Annotated in this window: 25 protein-coding genes; 14 read left to right on the top strand and 11 right to left on the bottom strand. The window is 69.2% G+C overall.

The genetic code is table 11. The features are described 5' to 3' along the window. Both lpdA and ACYQ07_RS10810 read left to right on the top strand, forming a co-directional pair. Entirely contained in the window at positions 1-1,428 is a 1,428-nt protein-coding gene (lpdA, locus tag ACYQ07_RS10815) for a dihydrolipoyl dehydrogenase (protein WP_459881308.1), read from the top strand. Between the two features lie 83 nt (positions 1,429-1,511). Then, positions 1,512-1,922, top strand: a complete 411-nt coding sequence (locus ACYQ07_RS10810; RefSeq protein ID WP_459881305.1) for a DUF7522 family protein — start codon at positions 1,512-1,514, stop codon at positions 1,920-1,922. A gap of 43 nt (positions 1,923-1,965) precedes the next feature. On the opposite strand, the gene ACYQ07_RS10805 is transcribed toward ACYQ07_RS10810, so the two are convergent. After that, complete coding sequence (locus tag ACYQ07_RS10805) at positions 1,966-2,577, bottom strand: hypothetical protein (protein WP_459881302.1); 612 nt, start codon at positions 2,575-2,577, stop codon at positions 1,966-1,968. Between the two features lie 158 nt (positions 2,578-2,735). Here ACYQ07_RS10805 and glmM point away from each other — a divergent pair, with 158 nt between their 5' ends. The 3 genes from glmM to ACYQ07_RS10790 all read left to right on the top strand — a co-directional run bounded on the left by glmM (position 2,736) and on the right by ACYQ07_RS10790 (position 7,084). Beyond that, positions 2,736-4,097: a phosphoglucosamine mutase gene (gene glmM, locus ACYQ07_RS10800; protein ID WP_459881299.1), complete on the top strand. Its 1,362-nt coding sequence runs from the start codon at positions 2,736-2,738 to the stop codon at positions 4,095-4,097. 38 nt (positions 4,098-4,135) lie between these two features. Continuing rightward, positions 4,136-5,347: a tRNA-intron lyase gene (gene endA / locus ACYQ07_RS10795; protein WP_459881296.1), complete on the top strand. Its 1,212-nt coding sequence runs from the start codon at positions 4,136-4,138 to the stop codon at positions 5,345-5,347. A gap of 90 nt (positions 5,348-5,437) precedes the next feature. Continuing rightward, positions 5,438-7,084, top strand: coding sequence for a tryptophan--tRNA ligase (locus ACYQ07_RS10790; protein WP_459881293.1), 1,647 nt, complete (start codon positions 5,438-5,440; stop codon positions 7,082-7,084). Between the two features lie 645 nt (positions 7,085-7,729). Here the strand turns inward: ACYQ07_RS10790 and ACYQ07_RS10785 are convergent. From ACYQ07_RS10785 to gnd, 6 genes are all read right to left on the bottom strand, one after another. Next, on the bottom strand, positions 7,730-9,106 hold the full coding sequence (locus ACYQ07_RS10785) for a M28 family peptidase (protein ID WP_459881291.1): 1,377 nt from the start codon (positions 9,104-9,106) through the stop codon (positions 7,730-7,732). Positions 9,107-9,194: 88 nt separating this feature from the next. Then, positions 9,195-10,157 (bottom strand): M48 family metallopeptidase, encoded by a 963-nt coding sequence (locus ACYQ07_RS10780; RefSeq protein WP_459881288.1) that lies wholly within the window; start codon positions 10,155-10,157, stop codon positions 9,195-9,197. A gap of 4 nt (positions 10,158-10,161) precedes the next feature. Next, a complete protein-coding gene (gene hisS, locus ACYQ07_RS10775) occupies positions 10,162-11,478 on the bottom strand; it encodes a histidine--tRNA ligase (RefSeq protein ID WP_459881285.1) in 1,317 nt (438 codons plus the stop codon). 84 nt (positions 11,479-11,562) lie between these two features. Continuing rightward, a complete protein-coding gene (locus ACYQ07_RS10770) occupies positions 11,563-12,156 on the bottom strand; it encodes a DUF7411 family protein (protein WP_459881282.1) in 594 nt (197 codons plus the stop codon). Beyond that, positions 12,157-12,516 (bottom strand): DNA-binding protein, encoded by a 360-nt coding sequence (locus ACYQ07_RS10765; protein WP_459881279.1) that lies wholly within the window; start codon positions 12,514-12,516, stop codon positions 12,157-12,159. 60 nt (positions 12,517-12,576) lie between these two features. Further along, entirely contained in the window at positions 12,577-13,473 is an 897-nt protein-coding gene (gnd, locus tag ACYQ07_RS10760) for a phosphogluconate dehydrogenase (NAD(+)-dependent, decarboxylating) (protein WP_459881276.1), read from the bottom strand. A 151-nt stretch (positions 13,474-13,624) separates the two neighbouring features. Here gnd and ACYQ07_RS10755 point away from each other — a divergent pair, with 151 nt between their 5' ends. From ACYQ07_RS10755 to ACYQ07_RS10745, 3 genes are all read left to right on the top strand, one after another. Then, positions 13,625-14,200, top strand: a complete 576-nt coding sequence (locus tag ACYQ07_RS10755; RefSeq protein WP_459881273.1) for a DUF7342 family protein — start codon at positions 13,625-13,627, stop codon at positions 14,198-14,200. Beyond that, positions 14,197-14,646 (top strand): toxin-antitoxin system TumE family protein, encoded by a 450-nt coding sequence (locus tag ACYQ07_RS10750; RefSeq protein ID WP_459881270.1) that lies wholly within the window; start codon positions 14,197-14,199, stop codon positions 14,644-14,646. The genes ACYQ07_RS10755 and ACYQ07_RS10750 overlap by 4 nt, the downstream gene beginning before the upstream one ends. Positions 14,647-14,708: 62 nt before the next feature. Further along, the gene (locus ACYQ07_RS10745; protein ID WP_459881268.1) at positions 14,709-16,106 is read left to right on the top strand and encodes a sodium-dependent transporter; all 1,398 of its coding nucleotides are present in this window, start codon (positions 14,709-14,711) and stop codon (positions 16,104-16,106) included. A 72-nt stretch (positions 16,107-16,178) separates the two neighbouring features. On the opposite strand, the gene ACYQ07_RS10740 is transcribed toward ACYQ07_RS10745, so the two are convergent. Both ACYQ07_RS10740 and ACYQ07_RS10735 read right to left on the bottom strand, forming a co-directional pair. Then, entirely contained in the window at positions 16,179-16,778 is a 600-nt protein-coding gene (locus ACYQ07_RS10740; protein WP_459881265.1) for a DUF5789 family protein, read from the bottom strand. Between the two features lie 65 nt (positions 16,779-16,843). Continuing rightward, positions 16,844-18,343 carry an SLC13 family permease gene (locus ACYQ07_RS10735; protein ID WP_459881262.1) on the bottom strand — a complete coding sequence of 500 codons (1,500 nt, stop codon included), beginning with the start codon at positions 18,341-18,343 and terminating at the stop codon, positions 16,844-16,846. A 103-nt stretch (positions 18,344-18,446) separates the two neighbouring features. Between ACYQ07_RS10735 and ACYQ07_RS10730 the strand changes: the two genes are divergently transcribed. From ACYQ07_RS10730 to ACYQ07_RS10720, 3 genes are all read left to right on the top strand, one after another. Then, on the top strand, positions 18,447-19,559 hold the full coding sequence (locus tag ACYQ07_RS10730) for an aminopeptidase (protein WP_459881259.1): 1,113 nt from the start codon (positions 18,447-18,449) through the stop codon (positions 19,557-19,559). 102 nt (positions 19,560-19,661) lie between these two features. Continuing rightward, entirely contained in the window at positions 19,662-19,799 is a 138-nt protein-coding gene (locus tag ACYQ07_RS10725) for a hypothetical protein (RefSeq protein ID WP_459881256.1), read from the top strand. Between the two features lie 143 nt (positions 19,800-19,942). After that, positions 19,943-21,022 (top strand): aminopeptidase, encoded by a 1,080-nt coding sequence (locus tag ACYQ07_RS10720; RefSeq protein ID WP_459881253.1) that lies wholly within the window; start codon positions 19,943-19,945, stop codon positions 21,020-21,022. A 51-nt stretch (positions 21,023-21,073) separates the two neighbouring features. Here the strand turns inward: ACYQ07_RS10720 and ACYQ07_RS10715 are convergent, their stop codons facing one another. Continuing rightward, positions 21,074-21,628 carry a response regulator gene (locus ACYQ07_RS10715; protein ID WP_459881250.1) on the bottom strand — a complete coding sequence of 185 codons (555 nt, stop codon included), beginning with the start codon at positions 21,626-21,628 and terminating at the stop codon, positions 21,074-21,076. A gap of 292 nt (positions 21,629-21,920) precedes the next feature. Between ACYQ07_RS10715 and pan2 the strand changes: the two genes are divergently transcribed. The 3 genes from pan2 to ACYQ07_RS10700 all read left to right on the top strand — a co-directional run bounded on the left by pan2 (position 21,921) and on the right by ACYQ07_RS10700 (position 24,975). Further along, on the top strand, positions 21,921-23,144 hold the full coding sequence (pan2, locus tag ACYQ07_RS10710; protein WP_459881247.1) for a proteasome-activating nucleotidase Pan2: 1,224 nt from the start codon (positions 21,921-21,923) through the stop codon (positions 23,142-23,144). 845 nt (positions 23,145-23,989) lie between these two features. Further along, the gene (locus tag ACYQ07_RS10705) at positions 23,990-24,535 is read left to right on the top strand and encodes a pyruvoyl-dependent arginine decarboxylase (protein WP_459881244.1); all 546 of its coding nucleotides are present in this window, start codon (positions 23,990-23,992) and stop codon (positions 24,533-24,535) included. Positions 24,536-24,597: 62 nt separating this feature from the next. Beyond that, the gene (locus ACYQ07_RS10700; protein WP_459881241.1) at positions 24,598-24,975 is read left to right on the top strand and encodes a DUF5811 family protein; all 378 of its coding nucleotides are present in this window, start codon (positions 24,598-24,600) and stop codon (positions 24,973-24,975) included. An 80-nt stretch (positions 24,976-25,055) separates the two neighbouring features. Here the strand turns inward: ACYQ07_RS10700 and ACYQ07_RS10695 are convergent, their stop codons facing one another. Next, positions 25,056-25,295, bottom strand: a complete 240-nt coding sequence (locus ACYQ07_RS10695; RefSeq protein ID WP_459881238.1) for a DUF8015 family protein — start codon at positions 25,293-25,295, stop codon at positions 25,056-25,058. Positions 25,296-25,410 lie beyond the last annotated feature (115 nt).

The following is a 25,410-nucleotide window of genomic DNA, read 5'->3' as shown; positions in this document are numbered from 1 at the left end:
ATGGTCGTAGGAGACATTTCAACCGGAACGGAGGTATTGGTGATCGGGGCGGGACCGGGCGGCTACGTGGCCGCCATCCGCGCCGCACAGGAGGGGCTCGACACGACGCTCGTCGAGAAGGACGCCTACGGGGGTGCCTGCTTAAATCGCGGGTGTATCCCGTCGAAGGCGCTGATCACGGGCGCGGGGCTGGCTCACGAGGCCGGCAACGCCGAGTTCATGGGCGTCCACGCCGACCCCGCCGTCGACCTCACGCGCATGGTCGAGTGGAAGGACGGCGTCGTCGACCGCCTGACGGGCGGCGTCGAGAAGCTCTGTAAGGCCAACGGCGTCAACCTGATCGAGGGGACGGCGACGTTCGCCGACGAGAACAGCGTCCGCGTCGCACACGGCGGCGAGGGCCAGGGGTCGGAGTCGATCGACTTCGAGCATGCCATCGTCGCGACGGGCTCGCGGCCGATCCAGATCCCCGGCTTCGAGTTCGCCGAGGACCATATCTGGACCTCGGAGGACGCGCTCGCCGCCGAGACGGTGCCCGAGCGGCTCGTCGTGGTCGGCGGCGGCTACATCGGCATGGAGCTCGCCACGGTCTTCGCCAAGCTCGGCGCGGACGTGACGGTCGTCGAGATGCTCGACGACATCCTCGGACCGTACGAGGACGACATCAAGCGCGTCGTTCGCAAGCGCGCCGAGGAGCTCAGCGTCGAGTTCCACTTCGGCGAGGGCGCGAGCGGCTGGTCGGAGTCCCCCGACGGCGGCTACCAGGTCCACACGGAGACGGAGGACGGCGAGGAGTCCACCTATCCTGCCGACAAGGTGCTCGTCGCCGTCGGCCGCCAGCCCGTGACGGACACGCTCAACCTCGAGGAGGCCGGGTTGGAGACCGACGAGCGCGGCTTCCTCCAGACCGACGACCGCACCCGAACGGACGTCGAGCACATCCACGCAGTCGGCGACGTGGCGGGCGAGCCAATGCTCGCCCACAAAGCGTCGAAGGAGGGCGTCGTCGCCGCGGAGGTGATCGCCGGCGAGCCCGCCGCGCTCGACCAGCAGGCGATCCCCGCGGCCGTCTTCACCGACCCCGAGGTCGCCACCGTCGGGATGACCGAAGCGGAGGCCGAGGAGGCCGGCTTCGAGGTCGCCGTCGGCCAGATGCCGTTTAACGCCTCCGGACGCGCCATGACGACGGGTCACACCGAGGGGTTCGTCCGGCTGGTCGCCGACGCCGAACACGGCTTCGTGCTCGGCGGCCAGATCGTCGGCCCGGAGGCGTCCGAGCTGATCGCGGAAGTGACGCTCGCCATCGAGATGGGCGCCACGCTGGAGGACATCGGCGCCACCGTCCACACCCACCCCACGCTCGCGGAGGCCGTCATGGAGGCCGCCGAGAACGCGCAGGGCCAGGCGATCCACACGCTGAACCGCTGAGACCCCCATTCAGCGTGTCTCACACTGAGTAAGCCGATTCACGGCCACCACTTTCTTTCAATTAGCGAAATGAGATGTCGACTGTGCTATCCGAACGCCACCGGCGGCTCCACGAGTACCTCAAAGAGGAGGCGGGCGACAGCTACCGGACGGCGGTCCACTACGACGCGGACGATTGGGATGCCATCTACGGGCGACCGGACCTCCCCCCGGAGGAGCTCCGCGACATCGTGTCGACGGCGGTGAAACGGGCACGGGCGGAGCGCGCGCTGATCCCCGAGTCCGAGTACCCACGACTCGGACGGACCCACGCCACGACGGAGGTCCACGAGAACGGCGTCGTCATCCACCTCCCCGAAGACGGGACGAAGGGAACGCTGATCTCGCTCGACCGGTCGGCCGCGTCACGGCTCACCGAGTTCGTGGGGACCTGCAGCGAGATCGTCCACACGCCCGCCACCGAACGGTACGCGGTCGCCGAAACCGTCGACTGACGCGGACGGGGCGCCACGGGGTGGAGACGCTCGTGGGGGCCCCTTACCCCACCAATTCGAACTCGATCCCGACCGGGTCGGCGTCCTCGATGCCCCAGTAGACGAACCGGTGCGTGCCCGGGCCGAGGTCTGGACAGACCGTGAGGCCGACGGAGTCGACGGCGTCGATGTCGTCGGCTAGCCCGTCCTCGGTGAGCGTCAGGTCCCACGAGTGGGTGCTGTTCGGCTCGAACGGGGCGGGGTCGTCGCCGAGCTCGCTCGCCTCACCGTCCGGAGAGCCGCGAACGTCCTGCCAGCCGGCGTCGGTCTCCCGCTGGAGGGCGTACGCCTCGTCGCCGCGGGTTTCGGCGGCGGCGTCACCCGTGTTCCGGAGCACGAGCCGGAGGTCGCTGCCGTACGTCTCGGAGGTTCCCTCGGTCGAGAGTTCGAGGGTCGTCTCCGGCGTCTCCGTCGTGCGCTCGGCGACGTGCCCGTCGAACGGGGCGTCCAGCCGGACGAACGACTCGTCGGCACAGGAGAGCTCCGTCGGCGTCCCGTCGGGGCCCTGTGGGCCGTCGCCGGCCGCAAAGTCGAGACAGCCGGCGGCACCGACGAGTCCGCCGGCGCCGGCGAGACCGCCGGCGGCACGGAGCAGGTCGCGTCGCGAACGAGTCATGCTCCAGTTTGCCGCCGGTCGGGTTTCAACCCCGCGAAGCCGGCCGATCGCCGCGGACGCCGGCGACAGGGCCGGCTGTCCCGGCGTGCGCGTGTGAGGCCCAGTCGTAGTGGTGGTCGTTCGGAACGGCTTTCCCGTCGGCCGGCGGACGAACGGATATGGAACTGTTCGGATCCAGCGGCATTCGCGGGGTGGCGCTGCGCTACCTCACGCCGGAGCTGGTCCTCGACATCGCGAAGGCGGCCGGCTCGACGTGGGACGCCGACCGCGTCGCCGTCGCACGCGACACCCGAACGACCGGCGAGCTGTTCGTCAATGCGGCCGCCAGCGGGCTCGCGGCCGTCGGCTGTGACGTCGATCGGCTGGGCGTCGTCCCCACGCCGGCCGTGGGAAACTACTGTGAGAGTGCGGGCGTCCCCTGCGTGCTCGTTACGGCATCGCACAACCCGCCGGAGTTCAACGGCGTCAAACTCGTCGGCCCGGACGGCGTGGAGCTTGCCGTTGAGGACCTCGAACGGGTCGAACGCCGCGTGTTGGAGGACGACTACAATCTCGCGACGTGGGACACCGCCGGCGACACGACCCGCGTGGAGGGGGTCGTCGACGACTACGTCACCCAGCTGGTCGACGCAGTCGACCGCGAGGCGATCGCCGACGCCGAGCTCACCGTCGCGGTCGACCCCGGTCACGGGTCGGCGTCGGTCGCCGCTCCCGAGGTGCTCCGCGAACTCGGCTGCACCGTGCGGACGGTCAACGCGACGCCGGACGGTCACTTCCCCGGCCGGGAGTCCGAGCCCGTCCCCGAGAATCTCGAAGCGCTCCGTCGGCTGGTCGCCACCTCCGACGCCGACGTGGGGATCGCCCACGACGGCGACGCCGACCGCGCCGTCTTCGTCGACGAGACCGGGACGTTCATCGACGGCGACACCTCCTTCGCCGCGCTGGCGGACGCCGAGCTGGAGGCCGGCGACGCCGTCGTCAGCGCCGTCAACGTCTCCCAGCGGCTGGTCGACGTGTGTGAGGCCGCCGGCGCCGACCTGGAGTTGACGCCGATCGGCGCGACGAACATCATCACCCGCACCCGCGAGCTTCAGCGCGAGGGCACCCGCGTCCCCATCGCCGGCGAGGGGAACGGCGGCGTCTTCTTCCCGCCGTACCGGCTCTCGCGTGACGGCGCCTACATCGGCGCGAAGTTCCTCGAGCTGCTCGCCACGAGCGACGCGCCCGCCAGCGAGGTCGTCGCGCCGTACAGCGACTACCACTTCGTCCGGATCAACGTGACCCACGAGGATGCCGACGAGCGCGACGAGATGCTGTCGGCCGCCCGCGCGTACGTCGAGACGGCCGAGGCCGACGCCGACACCACGGACGGCTACCGGCTCGACTACGGCGACGCGTGGGTGCTCGTTCGCCCCTCCGGGACGGAGCCGAAGATCCGGATCTACGCCGAGTCCGCCGACGCCGAGCGCGCCGAGCGGCTCGCGAACGACATGCGCGAGGCGGTCGAGGCGGGCCGGTAACCGCAACCCCCTTACGCCGCCCGGCCGGCGATTCGTGCATGCAACCCACCGGCGTGCTCCGCGACGGCGCCGTCCGCGTCGGCGGCGACGCCCGCCAGCGCTTCTACGACTCCCGCGGCTACGGCCGCCCGCTTTCGGGCAACGAGATCGCCTTGACCCGCGTGGAGGCGGCACACCTCCTGTTCCGCGGCGACCTCTCCGGCATCGACCTCGGAGACGACGAGGGGGCCAGCGGCATCGGCGAGACGGTCGGCTTCGAGCGCTTCTTCGTCGCGAGCGCGGCGGCCGAATCGCGGTTCGCCGTGCGCTACCTCGTGTACGCCGACCTCCGTGACCGCGGCTTCTACCTCTCGCCCGTCCGCGAGGGATGGGACGGCGGCCGCGACGGCGCCGACTTCGGTGACGACGTGGACCTGATCGCCTACGAGCGCGGCTCCACGCCCGACACGGGCGACGTGCTCCACCCGGTTCGGGTGGTCGGTGAGCGCGAGTCCCTGCCCGCCGCGGGGCTCGCCGGCCGCACCCTCGCGGTCGTCGACGAGGAGAGCGACCTCACCTACTTCGCTGCGACGGAGCCGGAGATGGGCGGTGCCACCGACTACGAGCCGCCGGCGACCCTCTCGGGCGTCCTGCTCTCGGACCGGGTGGTCGTCTGGGACGCCCCCGAGAGACTCTACGAGCGCGGCTTCTACGGCCAGCCGCTGACGGGGCGCGCGGCCGAAATCGAGGGTGCAGTCCAGCTCTCGTTGCTTGAGGCCGCCTCGTTGGCGAGCGACGGCGTGCTGACGCTCGACGAAGCGATCGGTGGAGCTGGTAAAACCGGCCGCACCGACGACCCGGCGGCCGCTACCGCGGCGATCCTCGACCGCGGGCGCGCCGTGGAAGGTGAGCGGTTTGACCGTCGTCTGGCGGTCTACCGCGAGCTCCGTCGCGGGAAGGCGGTGCCCAAGACCGGGTTCAAGTTCGGTGCCGACTTCCGGACGTACCTCGACGTGGAGACGATTGAGGACCTCCCCCACTCGACGCACCTCGTGCGGGTGGTGGAGCCGGACCACGTGTTCTCGCCTCGCGAGCTCTCGCTGGACGTGCGGTTAGCGGGCGGCGTCCGCAAGGAGATGACGTTCGCGTTGACGGACGGTTCGCCCGTCCGCGGGGACGCGGGCGACGGCGCGGACCGCGCGGACGGCGACGACGCGACCGGCACCGATGCCGACATCGAGTGGCTGGCGGTGACCCGGCTCACCCCCTGAACAGCGACAGAGCGATCACCGTTTCGACGGGGTGTCACGCCCTCCCGCGCAAGCGAACGGTTTTTGCGTCGACCGCCGGGAGGGATATGTATGCACGAGGACACCCCCGAGGGGAGCCCGCCGGCGGACGGCGGCATGCCCCCGGTTGCCGAGGACCCCACGGACGCCGTCCGCACGGACGGCGGGACGGAGCGCGCGGACGATCCGGCCGAGGACGTCGCGCTCGACCCGTGGGGGTCGGCGTCGGTCGGCGACTACCGCGACCTGTTTGAGGAGTTCGGCATCGAGGCGTTCGACGACGTGGCCGACGAGGTGCCGGACCCACACTACCTGATGCGCCGTGGCGTCATCTTCGGCCACCGCGAGTACGACGCCGTCGCCTCGGCGATGGCGAACGACGAGCCGTTCGCCGCGCTCTCCGGGTTCATGCCGACGGGCGACCCGCACATCGGCCACAAACTCGTCTTCGACGAGATCATCTGGCATCAGGAGCAGGGCGCCGACGCCTTCGGGCTCATCGCGGACCTGGAGGCGCACTCCGCGCGAGGGATGTCGTGGGACGAGATCGACGAGCACGCGCGCAACTACCTCCTCTCGCTGCTCGCGCTCGGCTTCGACGCCGAGGACGGCGAGCTCTACCGCCAGTCGGACAACCGCGAGGTGCAGGACCTCGGCTTCGAGCTCGGCTCGAAGGCGAACTTCTCCGAGTTCGAGGCGATCTACGGCTTCGACGGCGAGACGAACATCTCGCACATGCAGAGCGTGATCACCCAGACCGCCGACATCCTCTACCCGCAGCTCGTCGACGAGCCGAAGCCGACCGTCATCCCGGTCGGACCCGACCAGGACCCGCACGTCCGCCTCACGCGTGACCTCGCCACCCGGATGCGCTACTTCAAGGTGACCGAGGCGTTCGCCTCCTTCGAGCTTGACGACGACGAGCGCCAGCTGGTGCGGGCCGCCTACGACGCGCTCGCCGCGGAGGCGGACGATCCCGACGACCCGGACGTTCGGTGTGCGGACGCCGCCGACTGGCTGGAAGCGTACGGGCCGGTACCCGAGCTCGCCGGCGCGAAGCCGGGGGCGATGGAGAAGCTCCGCGCCGGCGGCAAGGAGCCGCTCCGCCCGCGTGTCCGCTTCTTCGATCGTAACGCGACCGACGAGGCGTTCGAGGCCCTCATCGACGCCGTCGAGGGCGACAAACGCGTGTTCGAGGGCCACGTCGACGCGTTCGACCTCACCCGGAGCGAGGCCGAGACGCTGGCACAGGAGGTCGAGGTCGACCACGGCGGCTTCGGCTTCCGGCAGCCCTCCTCCATCTACCACCGCTTTATGTCCGGGCTCACCGGCGGGAAGATGTCGTCGTCGATCCCCGCGAGCCACATCTCGCTGCTCGACGACCCCGAGGACGGCTACGACAAGGTGAAGGCGGCGGCGACCGGCGGGCGCGCCACCGCGGACGAGCAGCGCGAACTCGGCGGCGAGCCCGACGACTGCCCCGTCTACGAGCTGTACGCCTACCTGCTGGCGGGCGACGACGACGAACTCACCAAGGAGGTGTACACGGAGTGCGTCGGCGGCGAGCGCCTCTGTGGCGGCTGTAAGGAGCAGGCCGCCGAGCTCATGCGCGAGTTCCTCGAAGACCACCAGGAGAAACGCGAGGAGGCGGAGGAACTGCTGGAGGACCTCGACATCGACCTCGACTCCGACCGGCGCGGCACCGGCGGCGAACACTGAAACGGGAGACGCGAGAAAACTTCTTTTTAATGCGATTGGCGCGCCCGCGAGCGCCCTCTTAAGGGCGCGAGCGGAGCGCGAGGGAGGCGGCGGGCGCCCGCGGCGCGGTGCGGAGCCCGCGGGCGCCCGCCCGCCGAGGCTGGGGAGGTGTGAGGTGCGGTTGCTGTGCTGGGCGGGGCGGGACTCAAAGGGGCAGCCGGCGAGGACGAAGCACGGCGACGCAAGCACTCAAAAGGCCGGGCGGTGCGGAGAGGCCTTTTGAGCGCGCAGCAAGCCGCGCGAGTCGTCGCCGGCTGGGGCTTTGGAGGTGTTCGCCGTCGTGCTCACCGTACAGACTCCTTATAAGGAGCCGGCTGGGGCTTTGGAGGTGCTCGCCGGCGTGTTCTCCTCACAACTTGCTTATAAGGAGCCGGCTGGTGCTTTGGCGGTGTTTGCTTTCACCATCACACCATCAACCGCTTATAAGGGTCCGGCAGAGGCGTGGAAGATGCTCGCCGTCGTGCTCACCACCGCAACCGCACAACCACCCGACGTTGCACAGGCTGCTGCCCTCGAACGGAAAGGCCGGAACCCCCTTTTAAGGCCAGAAACGCCCCGGAATCACCCACGAGAGAGGCCGAAGCCGCCGTCGCCGTCGACACCGCTCTACTCGTCGTCGTACGGCCACCGCCCGCCCGTCTTCAGCTCCTGCACGTAGCCGTCGTCGATGTCGTCGCGCACCTCCTCACGCGAGCGGTGCGGCGTCTCCACGTCGTCGCTCGCGAAGCGGAAGACGGCCTCCGCGACGAACGCGGCCATCTCGCGGAGGTCGCGCTCGTCGAGCTTGTCCAGCGTGTCGGCGTGGGTGTGGCCCCATCCCCGCCCGGATTGCCCGGAGGTAGTCGACGTCATCACGGCGGGGATCCCCTCCTGGACGAACGCCCACTGGTCGCCGTGCGGCGAGATGGTGTCTCCGGTCGAGAGCGGCGCGGCGAACGCGTCGGCCACGTCCGCGAACACCTCGCCCATCGCGTCGAAGCCGTTCGTCCCGACCCGGGGATTCCGGGAGTTGCAGGCGCCGTCGAGGTTGACGACGCACTCGATCGCCTCCGTCGGCGTCGTCTCGGCGGCGTGGTAGGCGCCCCACAGGCCGATCTCCTCGGCGCCGAAGGTGACGAGGTGGACGCGGGTGTCGAGGTCGTCCTCCACGGACTTGAGGAGCCGGCCGACCTCCGCGACGAGCGCGGAGCCCGCACCGTTGTCGTTGGCGCCGTCGCTCACGTCGTGGGCGTCGACGTGCGCGGTGAGGAACACGGCGGACTCCGTGTCGGGCCCCACGTCCGCCACCGCGTTGACGGAGGTGGTCGGCTCGTTGCGGCAGTCCACCTCGATGGTGACCTCGGGGCGCTCGCCGTCGCCTCCGGGCTCCTCGGCGGCCGCCGTCAGCCGCTCCAGCCGGGCGCCGACCTCCTTTGACACCCCCACGGCCGGGATCGGACCGGGGCGGTTGTGGTAGCCGATCTCGCCGGTCGGCGGGAGCGCACCCTCGATGTGGTTGCGGAAGACGAAGCCGACGGCGCCGTGCTCGGCCGCGTTGACGTACTTCTCCATCCGGTGGAGCCAGCGCCCGTGGTCGTCGGGGGTTCGCGAGCTCGCCATCGCGACCGCGCCCTCCAGCTTCGCGCCCGCGTTCTCGAACTCCTCGTGGGTGCCGTCACCCACGTCCACCAGGGGCGCCGTCACCTCGCCAGCGGGAGTTCCCGGAAGGGCGATCACGTCGTGGCTCCTCTCGTGTCGGCGCTCGACGGGTCCTGAAACCCCGATGGCGCTGTCGCCGCGCCACCACCCGGGGATCTCGAACTCCTCCAAGCCGGCGTTTCGCAACCCGGCCTCCTCGTAGGCCTCGACGACGCGCTCGGCGCCTGCGCGCTCGCCGGCGGTGCCGGCCATCCGGTCGCCGATATCGGTGAGGTCGGTGAGCAGGTTCCATCCGAAGTCGCTGGTGCGCGCGTCGCCGAGGACGCGCGCCGGAAGCTCCGTCATACCGGCGCGACGGCCGGGGGTCAAAAGGGGCTGTGGGAACCGGCGGTTTCGTGGGTGGTCGGAGGGTGACGACCTGCGTGCGGCGGCGCTACCGCACCGGCACGCCCGTCCACCCCTCCCGTCCCCGCCGCTTTGACTCGACTTCGGCCCGCTCGACCAGCCGCTCGATCCGCTCGTCCGTGGGCGGATGCGTCGAGAGCCAGCGTTCGATCGCGTCGTCGGTCTCCCGGTTGGTCGACAGCGGCGCCAGCGGCCACGACGGCTCGCTGGCGCGTTCGATCTTCCGGAGCGCGCGGGCGAGCGCGATCGGGTCGCCGGTCACCGCCACCGCACGGTCGTCGGCTGCGAACTCCCGCTTGCGCGACCGGGCGCGCACGACGAGCGTGCCGATCACGACGACGAGCATCACGACCGACGCCAGCGTCCAGTGGAGCCGCGCGAACGGCCCCGTGCGGTCGAAGGGCTGCCCACGGAACCACGCCGACGCCTTCGCGAACCCCGACAGCGCCAACAGCGCGGGGAGAAACACGAGCGTGACGAGCCCGGCGAGCATCCGGCCGATCCCGTGGCCGATCGCCTGTATCAGGCCGTCGTCCGCCTCCAGATGCGCCAGTTCGTGTGCGATGATCGCCTCCAGCTCTGCGGGGTCGAGCAGGTGGAACAGCGACCGGTCGAGCACGACGGCGCCGTTCTCCGACCCGCCGACTGCGAGCGCGTTGGGTGCGCGCATGTCCGCGACGAACAGCTCGGGGCGGTCTATCTCCATTCGCTCCGTCAGCGCGTCCACCCGGCGGTGAACCGCCGGCGCCCGATCGCGGGGAACCCGCGTCGACTCCAGCGCCCGCACGAGCTGTGCGGTTCCGACGCGGTAGCTGAGGTACGCCGACAGCAGCGTCATGCCGGCGAGGATCGCGGCCACCTCCAGCGGGTCCGGTCGTGCGGCCCACAGCCAGCTCAGAACCCACGCGGCGAGCCCCGCGGCGGCGAGGTAGGCGACAAGCAGGAAGATCCCCACGACCCCCATGACGGCACGGACGGCGAGCCGGCGCATGCGCCTACTCGTAGTCCTCGTAGGTCGGCCGGCCCGACTCGGGCGGGAAGTCGTCGACGGGGGCGGTGGTTTCGTCGCCGCTGGCCATGTCCTTGATCGTCACTTCGCCGTTCGCGAGGTCGCGCTCGCCGACGACGACCACCGTCTCGGCGTTGATCGAGTCGGCGTAGCCGAGCTGGCCGCCGAACGACCGGTCGGACACGTCCTGCTCGACGACGTGGCCGAGCTCGCGGAGCCCGCCGGCGATCGCCGCCGCTTTCGCGCGCGTGTCGCCCACGGAGAGCACGTAGTAGTCCGTCGTCGGCTCCTCGTCGGGCCAGACGCCGGCGCGCTGACAGAGCAGCTTGAGGGTGGCGTGGCCGGGGGCGACGCCCACCGCGGGCGTCGGCTGGCCACCGAAGCTCTCGATCAGGTCGTCGTAGCGCCCGCCGCCGAAAACCGCGCGGGACACCTCGCCGGTGGAGTCGAAACACTCGAAGACGACGCCGGTGTAGTAGTCGAGCCCGCGGGCGGTCGTCAGGGAGACCTCACAGAACTCGCCGGCGCCGAAGTCGTCGGCGGCCGCGAGCACGTTTCGGAGATTCTCGACGGCGGCCTCCACGTCCTCGCCGCCGGCATCCGCGATCGCGTCGAGGTCGTCGACCGTGTCGACGCCCGCGATCAGGTCGTCGAACTCCCGAGCGGTGTCACGGGCGAGCCCGGCGTCCGTCAGCAGGCCGAGATACGCGGCGTGATCCTCCTTCGCGCGCTTGTCGACGGCGCGGATGGCGTCGGCGGTATCGACGGAATCGGGGTCGTCCGCGAGCGCGCGGACCAGCCCGCCGAGGATGTCGCGGTGTGAGACCCGGAACTCGAAGTCGTCGCCCGTCAGCCCGAGGTCCGTCAGCGCCTCAGCGGCGACCGCGAGCACCTCGGCGTCGGCCTCCGGCTCAGAGGAGCCGAACACGTCGATGTTGGTCTGGTAGAACTCGCGGAACCGGCCCTGCTGGACCTGCTCGTAGCGCCAGAACGGGCGGGTGGACACCCACTTGATCGGCTTCGAGAGCTCCTGACTCTTGTCGACGACCATCCGGGCGACGGTCGGCGTCAGCTCGGGCGTCATCGCCACATTGCGGCCGCCTTTGTCCTCGAAGGCGTACAGCTCCTCGACGATCTCGTCGCCGGACTTGTCGGTGTACATCTCGGTTCGCTCCAACGCCGGCGTGGCGATCTCGCGGAACCCGTGGCGCGCGGCGGCGCCCTCCACGGCGTCGGTCACCTCACGCCGGGCGGACTGCTCGCCGGGGTAGAAGTCACGGAACCCCTTGAGTCGGTCGTACATGAACCGTGGTTCGGCGTTCGGCCGCTTGAAACCACTCCTTTCGAGGCGGGGCGTGGCGGTCGATCAAAAAAAGCCAGCCTCCGCTCAGTCGCTCCGTCCGTGGACGTACGTCTGGTCGTGCTCGGGGAACACTTCACCGACGGCGGCCTCGTCGGCGGTCTCCGCGAGCAGCGCCCGGAGCTCGCCCTCGTAGTCGGCCTTCGGGATCTCCTCGCTCGGCCCCTGCTCCACCTCGAAGGTAGCAGCCACGAGCCGGTCGACGGCGTGCCGGCCGAAGCCGGACAGCGGCGAGATGTAGTCGACGCCGTGGCGGTCCTCCAGGCTCTGTGCCTGCGCTCGCGACACCGTGGGAACCCGGTCGTCACGCCGGGACCCGTCGGCGACGGCGTCCACGTCGAGTTCGGCGATCGTCTCCAGCGCGTGTTCGTGGACCTGCTGGATCCCGTTTCGGGGATAGCCGTCGGCGACCATGCGCTCGACGGCAGCCTCGGCGACGGCGCGGTCCAGCTCCACACGCTCGAACGGGAAGCCGAGCTCCGTGGCGGCGCGCTCGGCGTGCTCCCAGTCGTCGGTGAGCCCGAACGTGCCCGTCACACACCGCACGTCGTAAAACTGGTCGAGCAGGAGCGCGGCGAGCGAGGAGTCCTTCCCCCCGCTGTACAGCAGCGCGAGCTCCATCTACCGCCGCCGGATGTCGAAGCTCTGCTGGTCGGGCTGGAGCTCCCGCAGCAGCTCCTTCATCTGGTCCTCGTCGATCCGGCCCTGCACCCGCCCGCTCTGGGCGAGCGCGGCGACCTGCTTTTTCACCTTGGCCGCGAACTCGGGTTTCGACATCTCGACCGCGTTGAGTCGCTGGCGCGCGCCGTCGGTGAGGTGCTGTTTGAGCACGGCCTCCTGTTGCGCCTCCGCGCGCTCCTGTGCCTGCTGTTGGGCCTGTGCGTCGGCGCCGGCGCCCTCGCCCCCGGCGCGCTCCTGAAGCTCCTGCATCTTCTTTTCGCGCAGTTCCTCCAGCCGTTCGTCGTCGGGGTTCTCACTCATACGCGACGTTTCGGTGCGTGGGTGAAAAACGATTTCGCCTGTGTCCCGCTTCTTTCTCGCCTACTCCTCGCGCGCGACCTCGTGACGACCGAAACCGTAGCGGAGCCGGTTGGCGAGCCGCCGGGAGAACCGCCCCTCGTTGCGGGAGTCGAAGCGCTCGGCGAGCGCGCCGTAAATAAGCGGGACGGGCACCTCCTGTTCGAGCGCCTCCTCGACGGTCCACGTCCCCGTGGAGCCGCCGGCGACGTGGTCGGCCACGTCCCCGAGGTCGGAGCCCTCCTCGGCGAACGCCTCCTCACAGAGTTCCAGCAGCCACGACCGGATGACGGCGCCGTTGTTCCAGGTGCGCGCGACCGTCTCCATGTCGAGGTCGTAGCGCCCGTCGTGGAGCAGCTCGAACCCCTCGCCGTACGCCTGCATCAGCGCGTACTCCACGCCGTTGTGGACCATCTTCACGTAGTGGCCCGACCCGGATTCGCCCATGCGGTCGTGGCCCGCCGGGCCGGTGGCGACGGCGTCGAAGACGGGGACGAGTGCCTCGTAGGCCCACTCGGGACCGCCGACCATCAGCGAGAAGCCCTCGGTCGCGCTGGCGGGGCCGCCCGAGGTGCCGCAGTCGAGGTAGGCGGCGTCGGTCTCCTCGCCCCGGCGCACGCTCTCCTCGAAGTGGGAGTTGCCGCCGTCGACGACCACGTCGTCCTCCGTCAGATGCGGTTCGAGGTCCTCCAGGGTGGCGTCGACCGCGTCGCCAGCGGGCACCATCAGCCAGATCCGCTTTTCGGCGCCGAGTCGCTCACAGAGGTCGGCGACCGAGTCGGCCGGCTCCGCACCCGCGTCCGCGGCGTGTGCGGTCGCCTCCGCCGAGAGGTCGAACGCGACCACGTCGTGGCCGGCGTCGAGCGAGCGGTTCACGACGATCTGCCCCATCCGTCCGAGTCCGATGACGCCCAGTTGCATGTGCGGAGGGTCGCTGGCGGCCGCCGTAGTGGTTGCGGTTCGGCCGGGGACGGAGCGGAGACCGACGCGGCGACCGAAAACGACGGATCGTATGTGGACGGGATATATCTCCTTAACAAGGTTTATTCCGTCAGCACGTGTAGCATGGTACATGGAGACCCCGAGGGAAGAGCGCAAAGCGGCGGCTGCCGATGAGGCGACTCCTCCCGACTTCGACTCCCTGACGCCGCCCGATGAGGTCGTCCGTGGCGACCGAACCCGCGACGACTTCTTCGACGCCGTCCTCGGGCTGGACGAGCCGGCGACCGCAGGCGAGGTGGCCGATCGCGCAGGACGCGGCGTCGACGCGGCACGGGAGTATCTGGAGTGGTTCGAGCGCCTCGGAATCGTCACGCAGGTCACCGAATCGCCGGCGACGTACCGCCGGAATCAGGCGTACCTGAACTGGCGTCGCGTCCAGCGACTCCGGGAGGCGTACTCGGACGACGAGCTCCTCGCGTTTCTGCAGGAGGAAACCGAGCGTACGGAGTCGCTCAGCGAACGCTTCGACGTTGCATCACCCGAATCGGTGTCGATCACCACACACGCTTCCGAGACGGGTCGGTCGGTCGAGGACGTGTGGGAGGACGTGTCCGCGTGGAAGACGGCTCGACGGCGCGTCGAGCTTCTCGAACGCGCTCTCACGACCGGATCCGACGGCGCCGTCGGTGGGCGAACGGCGGTATGACGGACCGGGAAGACGGCGACACTACACCCGAGGGGAACGGCGGAGCACCGATCGACTTCGACCGGCTCGAAGTCGTTCGGGACCGCCTCGCGACCGACGACCGCTTCAGCCGGATCGACGAACGGCCCGAATTCGTGCCGGACCGTCTCGTGTGCGTGTACGATTCGCGGTTCTATCCCGACGTCGTCGAACGAGCGCATCTCGAGGTCGCGTGGTACGAGAACGGGGACTTCTCGCTCCACTACCACGAGGACCACGGAGACCGGACGTTCGACCATCGATGGGACCGACACCCCTCGGACCACAATACGCGGGACCACGTTCATCGCGGACCGGACGCGCCGACGCCGGGAGACGACGCCGACCACTCAACCGACTGGCGTGACGTACTCTCGGCGGTACTTGCGGAGATAGAGGACCGACAGCGCGCCTTCTGGACTGAGTAACGTCGTTCGGCGAACACGATCACGCCCGAACCTACTTGAGGTGGCCCGCCGACCGCCCTCGCATGGAACAGTGGTCCTCCAGACTCGGATTCGTCTTCGCGGCGATCGGCGCCGCCGTCGGCCTCGGCAACGTGTGGCGGTTTCCGGCAGTGGTCGGACAGAACGGCGGCGGTGCGTACCTCGTCCCGTACCTGATCGCGGTGGTCTCGTTCGCGCTGCCGTTGCTCATCTTCGAGATCTCGACCGGACGATCGCTGCGCGCGGACGTGGTATCGGCGTTCCGTAGCGTGCGCCCGGCGTTCGCGGCGTTCGGCTGGCTCGTCACCGCGGTCGTGGTCGTCGTGCTCAGCTACTATCTCGTGATCACCGGCTGGGTGCTGGCGTTTCTCGTTGACGCCGCGACCGGCGGCGGGCTCACCTTTGCCGGCTTCACGGCGACGCTCCAGCCCGTCGTGACGTTCGTCGTGGCGGCGCTGTTGGTCGGCCTCGTCGTCTCCTTCGGCGTGCAGGACGGCATCGAGCGGCTCACCACGGTGTTGATCCCGCTCGCGTTCGTCATCCTCGGCGCGATGGCGCTGTGGGCCACCCAGCTCGACGGGTTCCGCGAGGGGCTGGCGTTCTTCGTCACGCCGGACGTCTCGGTGCTGTCGGACCCGCTGATCTGGAGTGCGGCGTTCGGCCAGGTGTTCTTCTCCTTCTCCGTGGGGATGGGCGTGATGCTCACTTACGGGAGCTACCTCGACGGCGAGGCGAACGTGGCGAAGTCGGCGACCGTCATCGCCGCCGCCGACCTCGCGGTCGCATTGCTGGCGGGCGTCGTCATCTTCGCCGTCGTGTTCACCTTCGGGCTGACGCCGACCGCCGGCAGCGAGCTCGCGTTCGCCACGCTACCCGAGGCGTTCGCGCAGATGCCGTTCGGCGGCGTGTTCGGCCTGCTCTTTTTCGGGCTGCTCTTCTTTGCCGCGATCGCGCCCTCCGTCTCGATGCTGGAGGTCGGCGTCGCCTCGGTCACTCGGACGACGAACCTGAGCCGGCGCGCGGCAACCGTCGTCGCCACGGGTGGCATCATCCTGCTCGGGCTTCCCTCGGCGCTGAGCTACAGCGCGGTCGACCTGACGCTCGCCGGCGTGCCCGTGCTCGACCTGCTCGACGGCTCCGTCGGCGCGTTCGGCCTGCCGGTCGCCGCGCTCCTCGTCGCCGTCGGCTTCACGTGGTACCGCGACTCGGCGGCCCTCCGCGCGGAGTTCGGATCCTCGCCAGTCCTCCCGCTGGTGAAGTACGTCATCCCCCCGATGCTCGGGGTCGTCACGGCCTACCGCTTCGCCACCGACCCGCTGGTGACCGCGTGGCGCCGGCTGCCCGACGGCGCGCCGCTGGAGGCGGTGACCGTGATCGTGGTGCTCGCCGTGCTCACGGCGTTCGCCATCGGCGGCTGGTGGCTCCGGCGACGAACGGCGTAGGTGGGTGGGTCGCACGGGAGCAACTGGACAGCTGAAAAAGCGACCGGCAACGCCTGCATCCGCAGTATCGGCCTAGATGCCGAGCCACTCGTCGTTCCGGATCTCGTAGCCGTTCTCCCGGCAAAACTCCGCCGCGCGGCGGCGTACCGCCCGGGAGCCCGGGACGGTTTCGTCGTCGCGGATCCGGTCGACGATCCAGTCGGCGACGACGCGGATCCCCTCGTCGTCGTCATCCGCATCGATGGCCTTCAGCTCCCGGAAGGTCGTCTCGTAGGCCTTCCGCTGTGCGTTGACGAGCTCCGTGTTCGGGAGCGATTCGGCAGCCTCGACGACGCGTTTCATCGCCGCGGCGACCGTCGGGCGCTGTATGCGCATTCGAACGGCGCCCGGGGAGTCGAACGACTCCGCGGCCGTCTCGGGAACGAGGTCAGCCACGGCGTAGCGTTCCTCGCCCGTGTCGATCGTTCGATCGCCGACCGCCGCGACGACCGTTGCTCCCGTTGCCGGGAACTCGACCGATTCGAGGTCCGCGTCAACGTCGACGAGCGCGTCGTCGTCGATCGGCGGCTCGCTCTCGTCTCCCCGTTCCAGCTCCTCGGCGATACTTCGCTCTCGCTGGCGCCGCTCGGCGTTGCGTGCCTGTTTCTCTCGACCGCGCTTGTCATCTGGCATCGTTTATCATATGCCTCCCAGTCGGATAGTCCTGTGGTCGCCTGGAGAGGACGAGTAGGGGAGCCTCAGCCCCACACGATCGGCAGCCAGACGACGACGCCGAGCACGATGACGACGGTGCCGACGACGCTGACCACGGCGCCCACCTTCGCCATCCGCGGAATCGTGAGGTAGCCGGAGCCGAACACGATGGCGTTCGGCGCGGTCGCGACGGGAAGCACGAACGCGAACGACGCCGCGAGCGCGACGACCGCCATCAGCGCCAGCGGCTCGGCACCGACCGCCGCGGCGACGGCGACCGCGATCGGCATGAAGACGGACGCCGTCGCCGTGTTGGAGGTGACGTTCGTGAGAACCACGACGACGACCGCGAGCAGAATCACCAGTCCGACGAACGACTCCAGGCCGATGCCGGTGATCGCGTCGGCCGCCAGCCGGTCGAGTCCCGTCTCGCGGAACGCCGCCGCCAACGCGAAGCCGGCGCCAAGCAGCAGGAGGACGCCCCACGGGAGGCGGACGGCGTACTCCCAGTCGAGCAGGAACTCCCCCTTCCTCGCCCGGGTCGGGATCAGGAACGCCGCAACGCCGCCGGCGACCGCGATGACCGCGTCGGAGATCATCGGGAAATACGGCTCGATCAGGAACGGACGGGTCATCCATCCGAGCGCCACGAGCCCGAACAGGACGGCGATCCGGCGCTCGCCCCGCGTCATCCGCCCCAGCTCCGCGAGCTTGTGGGCGGCGACCGCCTCACGGCCCGGCTCCACGTTCACCGTCGGCCGGACGACGGCGACGAGCGCGGCCCACGCCGCGAGCACGCCGACGACCGCGACCGGGACCCCGAACAGCATCCACTCCAGGAAGCCGACGGGCTCGCCGAGCTGGTTCTCCGCGACGCCCGCGAGAATCCCGTTTGGTGGGCTGCCGATAATCGTCCCGACGCCGCCGATGGAGGCGGAGTAGGCGATGCCGAGCATGAGCGCGACGCCGAACTCCGTGACGGGGAGCTGGTCGGGGTCCTCGTCGGTGTCGTGGACGAGGTCGCCGACGCCCTCGGGGATGTCGACCTTTGGACCGGGCGTCACGGTGTACGTCTGGGAGATAACGGCGACCGCGATGGGGATCATCAGCATCGCGGTTGCGGTGTTGGAGATCCACATCGACAGCAGCGCGGTGGCGGCCATGAACCCGAACAGGAGCCCGGGAGCGCTCATCCCGACCTTGCTGATCACGAGCAGCGAGACGCGCTCGTGGAGGCCGGTGCGCTCGACGGCGAGCGCGAGCAGGAAGCCGCCCAACAGGAGAAAGACGATCGGGTCGCCGTACTGGCGCGCGGTCGTCGCCGTGTCGAAGACGCCGGCGGCCGGAAACAGGACGATCGGGAGGAGACTCGTCGCCGGGATGGGGACCGCCTCGGTCACCCACCAGACGACGATCCACGCGGTACACGCGAGCGCGGCGGCCGCATCCGGCGCGAGCCCGAGCCCGTCGCCGGCGAGCCAGAGCGCGGCGAACGCGAGGGGACCGAGCGGTCGACCGAGCTCGCTCCGGGAGGGGTGGTACATGGAACAGCGTCTCCGCGAGGGGTCTTAAAAGCCGGTCGCTGGACACACCGGTCCTCCGAGCCGCTTCCGTCGGGGTTTTTGTCCGGGATGGAGTTGGACCGGCATGGACGAACGTGTACGCGAGCACGCCGACGTGCTCGTCGACTGGAGCGCACGGGTCGATGAGGGCGACGACGTGGTCGTGAGCGTTGCCGAGGACGCCCACGAGCTGGGCGTCGCGGTCGCCGAGAAGCTCGGTGCGGTCGGGGCCACCGTGACGACGCTGTACGCCTCTGCCGAGATGAGCCGGGCGTACCTGAAGGCGCACGACGGCGAGTTCGACGACGATGCCGCCGTCGACCGCGCGCTGTTCGAGGCCGCCGACGTCTACCTCAGCCTCGGCGGCGGGCGCAACACCACGGCAACCGCCGACGTGCCGAGCGAGATCCGCCGGGAGTACTCGAAGGCCCGCGAGGACGTGCGGGAGGCGCGGATGGACACCGACTGGGTCTCGACGGTCCACCCCACCCGGAGCCTCGCCCAGCAGGCCGGGATGGCCTACGAGGAGTATCAGGAGTTCGTGTACGACGCCGTGCTCCGCGACTGGGAGACCCTCGCCGACGAGATGGCGAACATGAAGGAGATCCTCGACGACGGCGAGGAGGTCCGGCTCGTCACCGAGCGCGACGACGCTCCCGACACGGACGTGACCATGCGGATCGACGGCCGCACGGCGGTCAACTCCGCGGCGTCGGTCGCGTACGACTCACACAACCTCCCGTCCGGCGAGGTCTTTACGGCGCCGTACGGCACCGAGGGCGAGGCGTACTTCGACGTGCCGATGACGATCAACGCCACCCGCGTCCGGAACGTCCATCTCGTCTTCGAGGACGGGGCGGTCGTCGACTTCTCGGCGGAGACGGGCGAAGAGGAGCTTGCGAGCATCCTCGACACGGACGAGGGCGCCCGCCGGCTCGGCGAGCTGGGCATCGGGATGAACCGCGGCATCGACCGCTTCACCGACTCCATCCTCTTCGACGAGAAGATGGGCGACACCGTTCACATGGCCGTCGGGCGCGCCTACGACGCCTGCATGCCCGAGGGTGAGGACGGGAACGACTCCGCAGTCCACGTCGACATGATCACGGACGTGAGCGAGCGCTCCCGGATGGCGGTCGACGGCGAGGTCGTCCAGCGGGACGGGACGTTCCGGTGGGAGGACGGCTTCGAGGGGTAGTCGGGGCTGGTCGACGCTGGCCGGCGCCGGCCAGCGACGACGACGGCGACACCGCCCCCGGCGATTGAGATATTTTATATGTCGGCGTTCGGTTGGTGAGTTATGGGCATCTCCGAAATCCTCGACGGACAGAACCTCACGATGCGGCAGGTCGGCTGGATCATCGTCGGCTGGATCGTCATCGTGAGCGCCGTCTCCGTCGGCCTGCTGTTGTACACCCACTACGGGATCAACGTGTAGTGCAACGTTCGGCCGTTCCGGTCGATCCCCACGGTGAGACGGACGACGACCGAGATCGCGCACCGGCGACGGCCCCGGCTGTGGGGCCGACCACCGTATTCTCGTTCCGAAAGGAGTAATTCCTGCGAGCGAGAGCCACCCGTATGGATTCCCGTATCCGAGAGCACGCGGAGATCATCGCGGACCACTCGACCGGCATCGAGTCGGGCGACAACGTCGTCATCCAGCTGCCCAAGGAGGCCGAGGAGCTCGCCGTCGCGCTCCACGAGGTGTGTGGCGACCGCGGTGCGAATCCGGTGTACATCAACTACTCCAAGCGCGCCGACCGGGCGTTCAAGCGGAGCGCCGACGAGTTCGACGAGCCCGACCACCAGCTCGCGCTGTTCGAGGAGACGGACGTGTTCGTCATCGCGCGCGGCGGCCCCAACGTCACCGAGGACGCCGACGTGGACCCCGAGACCAACGCGGCGTACAACCGGGCGATGGAGGCGGTCAAGAAGGAGCGGCTCTCGAAGACGTGGTGTCTCACGCAGTTCCCCACCTCGGGACACGCCCAGCTCGCCGGGATGAGCACGGAGGCGTACGAGAACTTCGTCTGGGACGCGGTCTCGCTCGACTGGGACGAACAGCGCGAGTTCCAGGCGCAGATGGTCGAACTCCTCGACGACGCCGACGAGGTCCGGATCAAGTCGGGCGACGAGACGGACCTCACGATGAGCGTCGCGGGCAACGACACGCTCAACGACTACGGCGAGGCGAACCTCCCCGGTGGCGAGGTGTTCACCGCGCCCGTGCGCGATAGCGTCGACGGCGAGGTGTACTTCGACCTGCCGCTGTACCGCTACGGCCGCGAGATCGAGGGCGTGCGCCTCCGGTTCGAGGACGGGAAGGTCGTCTCACACGCCGCCGAGCGCAACGAGGACCTGCTGGAGGGGATCCTCGACACCGACGAGGGCTCGCGGTATCTCGGCGAGCTTGGCATCGGGATGAACCGCCAGATCGACCAGTTCACCTACAACATGCTGTTCGACGAGAAGATGGGCGACACCGTGCACATGGCTGTCGGCTCCGCGTATCCGGAGACGGTCGGCGAGGAGAACGAGCGCAACGAGTCCGCCGAGCACGTCGACATGATCGTCGACATGAGCGAGGACTCCGTCATCGAGGTCGACGGCGAGGTCGTCCAGCGCAACGGCACGTTCGTGTTCGAGGACGACTTTTAAGGGTCGTGTAGTGGGTGGCGGCGGACGGCGGTCCGCCGCGGTCCCGCAGGTTCAGGACACGTCCCCGGAGATCTCCACGAGAGCGTCGCGAGCGGCCAGTTCCTCGAGCGCAGCGTCGACCTCCTCGCGGGCGTCGTCAATTCGGTCGAGTAGCTCCTCGTACTCCTCGGTGTTCGTTCGGTCGCCGACCTCCAGAGCGGCCTTCTTCGAGGCGAGCGCGAAGAACTCCTGGCTGTGGGCGTCGTACTCCGCACGGCGCAGGAGGACCGCAACGAGTCCGAGCAGCTCCGCCTTGTCGACCGGCTTCGTCCGGTAATCGTCGAACGGCATCTCGACGATGTCCACGTCGGGCTCGACGGCGGTGAGCATCGCGACGCGGGCGTCGTATCCCTCCTCGCGGATCGCCGTCAGCACTTCGTGGCCGGACATGTCGGGCATACGCCGGTCGAGCAACACCACGTCCACGTCCTCGTTCATGCGGTCGAGCGCCTCGGCGCCGCTGGTGGCGGTGTCAACGTCGTACGCCTCGGCGAGGTAGACCCGGTACAGCTCCGCCAAGTCCGCCTCATCGTCGACGGCGAGCACCGTCGCTGTGTCGTCGCTCATGGCCACCCGTGGTCGCCCGTGTGTACGACAGCCCGATCCGGTCTTTCGGTGTCCGTCGTCACGACTCGCACGGTCATGAGTGAACCTTCACGGGCGCGGCAATAAACGCTGTCCCCGAGAGATCCGTCATGATAACAGGATGGGTGAGGCGTCGCGCGCGGCGAGCACGTCGAGCGCGAACAGCGGCCACGACAAGCACGCCGGCTACCGACGAACCGACGATCGTGACCCGAACTGAGGGAGCCGTGACCCAAAGGCACATTTACGCGCGCGCCGTAGCCGACCACAACGAATGTCACACAGCCCCTCACTGCCCGACCGCCCCCGCCTGGAACTCGATCCGGAGATGAGCGAGGCGGAACGGCTCGAGGCGATCCGCCAACACTTCCGGCGGATCGTGCAGGTGAACGACCAGCTCGAGGATCGCCTCGACGACGCCCAGGGTCGTCGCACCGACCTGAAGGAGGACGTCGACCAGCTCAAACGCGAAAACGAGGTGCTGAAAACCTCCTCGCTGTACATCGCCTCCGTCGAGGAGATCACTGACGAGGGCGTCGTGATCAAACAGCACGGCAACAATCAGGAGGTGCTGACGAAGGCTGCCACGCGGCTCGACGCTGACCTCCGGCCGGGCGACCGTGTCGCGATCAACGACTCCTTCGCCGTCCAGCAGGTGCTCGACGACGAGACCGACTCGCGTGCGCAGGCGATGGAGGTCCAGGAGTCGCCGGACGTGGTGTACGACGACATCGGCGGCATCGACGAGCAGATCCGGGAGGTCCGTGAAGCCGTCGAGGATCCCCTCGAGAACCCCGAGCAGTTCGATGCGGTCGGCGTCGACCCGCCGAGCGGCGTGCTCCTCCACGGCCCGCCGGGCACGGGGAAGACGATGCTCGCGAAGGCCGTCGCCAACGAGTCCGACGCGACCTTCATCAAGATGGCCGGCTCCGAGCTCGTCCGGAAGTTCATCGGCGAGGGCTCCCGGCTCGTCCGCGACCTCTTCGAGCTGGCCGAGGAGCGCGAGCCCGCCGTCATCTTCATCGACGAGATCGACGCCGTCGCCGCCAAGCGGACGGACTCGAAGACCTCCGGCGACGCCGAGGTCCAGCGGACGATGATGCAGCTGCTCTCCGAGATGGACGGCTTCGACGACCGCGGCGAGATCCGCATCATGGCTGCCACCAACCGCTTTGACATGCTCGACGAGGCGATCCTCCGCCCGGGTCGCTTCGACCGCCTCATCGAGGTGCCCGAGCCCGACGCCGAGGGTCGCGAGCGCATCCTCCAGATCCACTCCGAGGAGATGAACGTCGCCGACGACGTGGACACCGCCGACATCGCCCGCGAGCTCGAGGGCTACTCCGGCGCCGACGTTGCCTCGCTCGCCACCGAGGCCGGCATGTTCGCCATCCGCGACGACCGCACCGAGGTCCGGCGCGAGGACTTCGAGAACGCCCGCGAGAAGCTCGCGGACGCCGAGGAGACCGCCGACCGCGTCATCAACTACCAGTACTAGAGCGGACCGTTTTCGCCGGAGGTTCGCCGAATCGCCCGCGGCGATTCGGCTCAACCCCGGCCACAAATCTCACCCACAAGGCCGCGAGCGCCGGCGCTCGCGGAACTCGCCGGTGGCCGTCCGAACCGCAACGTCCTCTTGCAGCCACTGCGCGGCACCACAACCGCCCGCCCAGTCTCTCTGTACCGACTCTGTTGAAACTCCTTTTTAGGCGCCAACTAATCTGAAACTGCCGGTTGATGGAGATTGCCTGTTGAGCGACCTCGAGAGTGAGTGTAGTACGTGGTTGGTAGTGGCATTTATAAGTGGGGCGTTGGTGGGGTTGTCGGTTGTTTATAAGGTGTGTTTGACTGGTGAATCGCTGGTGAGACGCTGGTTAGGACCGCCGGCAAAGCCCCAGCCGGCTCCGGTCGAGGGGCTCGCTGCGCGCTCAAAAGGCCTCGCGATGCTCGGCCTTTTGAGTGCTTACGTCGCCCGTCGTCCCGGAGCAGGCTGCCCCTTTGAGTCCCACCCCGCCCCGCAACCGGACCGCACCTCACGCCTCCCCAGCCTCGTCGTCGCCTGCGGCGACGACTCCCTCGCGCGCCGACGAGCGCCCCGCGGGGCGCTCGCCGGGCGCGCCACCGCACCGCACCTCCATTTATAAGGAGAGCGTCACCGCCACTCTCGACGGTTTATATACTCTCCCGCCGATGACGAATTGCAATACTCACTCCCGCAGTCACTCATCAAGGATTCTGTCTGGAGTGGATCCGGATGAGAAAACGTCCCTTATAAGCGTTCAAACACCACCCTCTGAACCGCATTCCGTAACCCCTTACCTCGGACGCCGTCGATGACCAAACATGAACACCATCCACGTCGCAGGCGGCGTGGGCGTCGCCCCGACGGCGATGGCCTCCTACGACGCCGCGCTCGCTGACGCGAACCTCCACAACTACAACCTCGTCGCGGTGTCGTCAGTCGTCCCCGCCGAAGCCGAGGTGAAACACGTGGAGGAAGCCCCGGATCTCGGCCCGGCCGGGAACAAGCTCACCGTCGTCGAGGCCCGCCGGACCGTCGGTCCGGGCGACGAGGTCGACTTCCGCGAGGGTGGCCGCGCCGGCGCGGAGGAGTCCGGCTCGACGCGAGCGCCGCGCCATCACCCACCCGTCGCGGCCGGGCTCGGCTGGGCGACCGGTCCCGGCCCGGGGCTCTTTTATGAGGTGACGGGCGAGGACCCCGACGACGTGCGCGAGCGGATCCACGCCGGCCTCGACGCCGGCGCCGACCTCCGCGACTGGGAACTCCCCGAGCGGACCGTCCACGTGGAGGCGGCCGACCCCGCGCCCGACGGCTACACGACCGCAGTCGTCATCGCCGCCTACGGCGTCTCGGAGTCGCCCTTATAACCGGCAACGACCCTCGACGCCGACGCCTTTTTGAGGCGCTGCCGCCAAGGTGTGTCAGCTTCATGAACGGCAACAACCCGTACGCGGGTGCACCCGGCGTCACGAACGCCGGCGAGCCCGCCGCCGTCGACCTCACGCCCGAGCAGGAACGGCGACTTCGGACGACGGTCGCGGGCATCGTCACGCGGACGGAATCGTACCTCCCCGACAGCTACGTCGTCGGCTCCGAGCTCTCCGTCGGCGCTGAAGGAGCACAGGCGACCGTCGCCGTCAACCCACCCGCCGGCCACCCCGTGTCGGCCGGCTTCACGCCGGATGCCGACGAGCTCGCCGACGGTATCACCGACGACGACGCCGACGAGGTCGCCCGCGGGCTCGCCGCGAGCGCGGCGGTCCAGGTGATGAACGCGGTCGGCGACGTGACGCCGACCGCGCGGTAGAAAAGCGAGTCAGCCGGCGCGAATCCGACTGGACGGAGCGAATCTTCTCGGTCGCGATACTCCTGGCCCGGGGTTTCACATTAGGCTGCCGACACGCTCGGCGTCTTCGGGGCGGCGACGAACAGCGCGTACAGCGTGAGCAGCGCCGCCGGCACGGCGCCGAGGCCGACGCCGACGGGCTCGCTCACTATCCCCAGCGTTGCCGCACCACCGCCGACGGCCAACGGAACTGGGATCGACGCCAGTAGCAGGTCGTACGTAGTCGTCGACTGGTCGTTCGCCTGTACGTCGTCGAAGGTGTTTGGGGACTGTACGCTCATGTTCATCACCTCCGGTGTACACTACGGGAGAATATCAAATATAGATTATTGTCGGCGAATTTCAACAGGGATCACCAACCAGACACGGTCAATTGCCGGTGGATTGGTGAATAAT

It is taken from the genome of Halorubrum gandharaense, assembly GCF_054654575.1.
The sequence above is the reverse complement of the archived record's forward strand: the minus strand, read 5'-3'. Positions and strand labels throughout refer to the sequence as shown.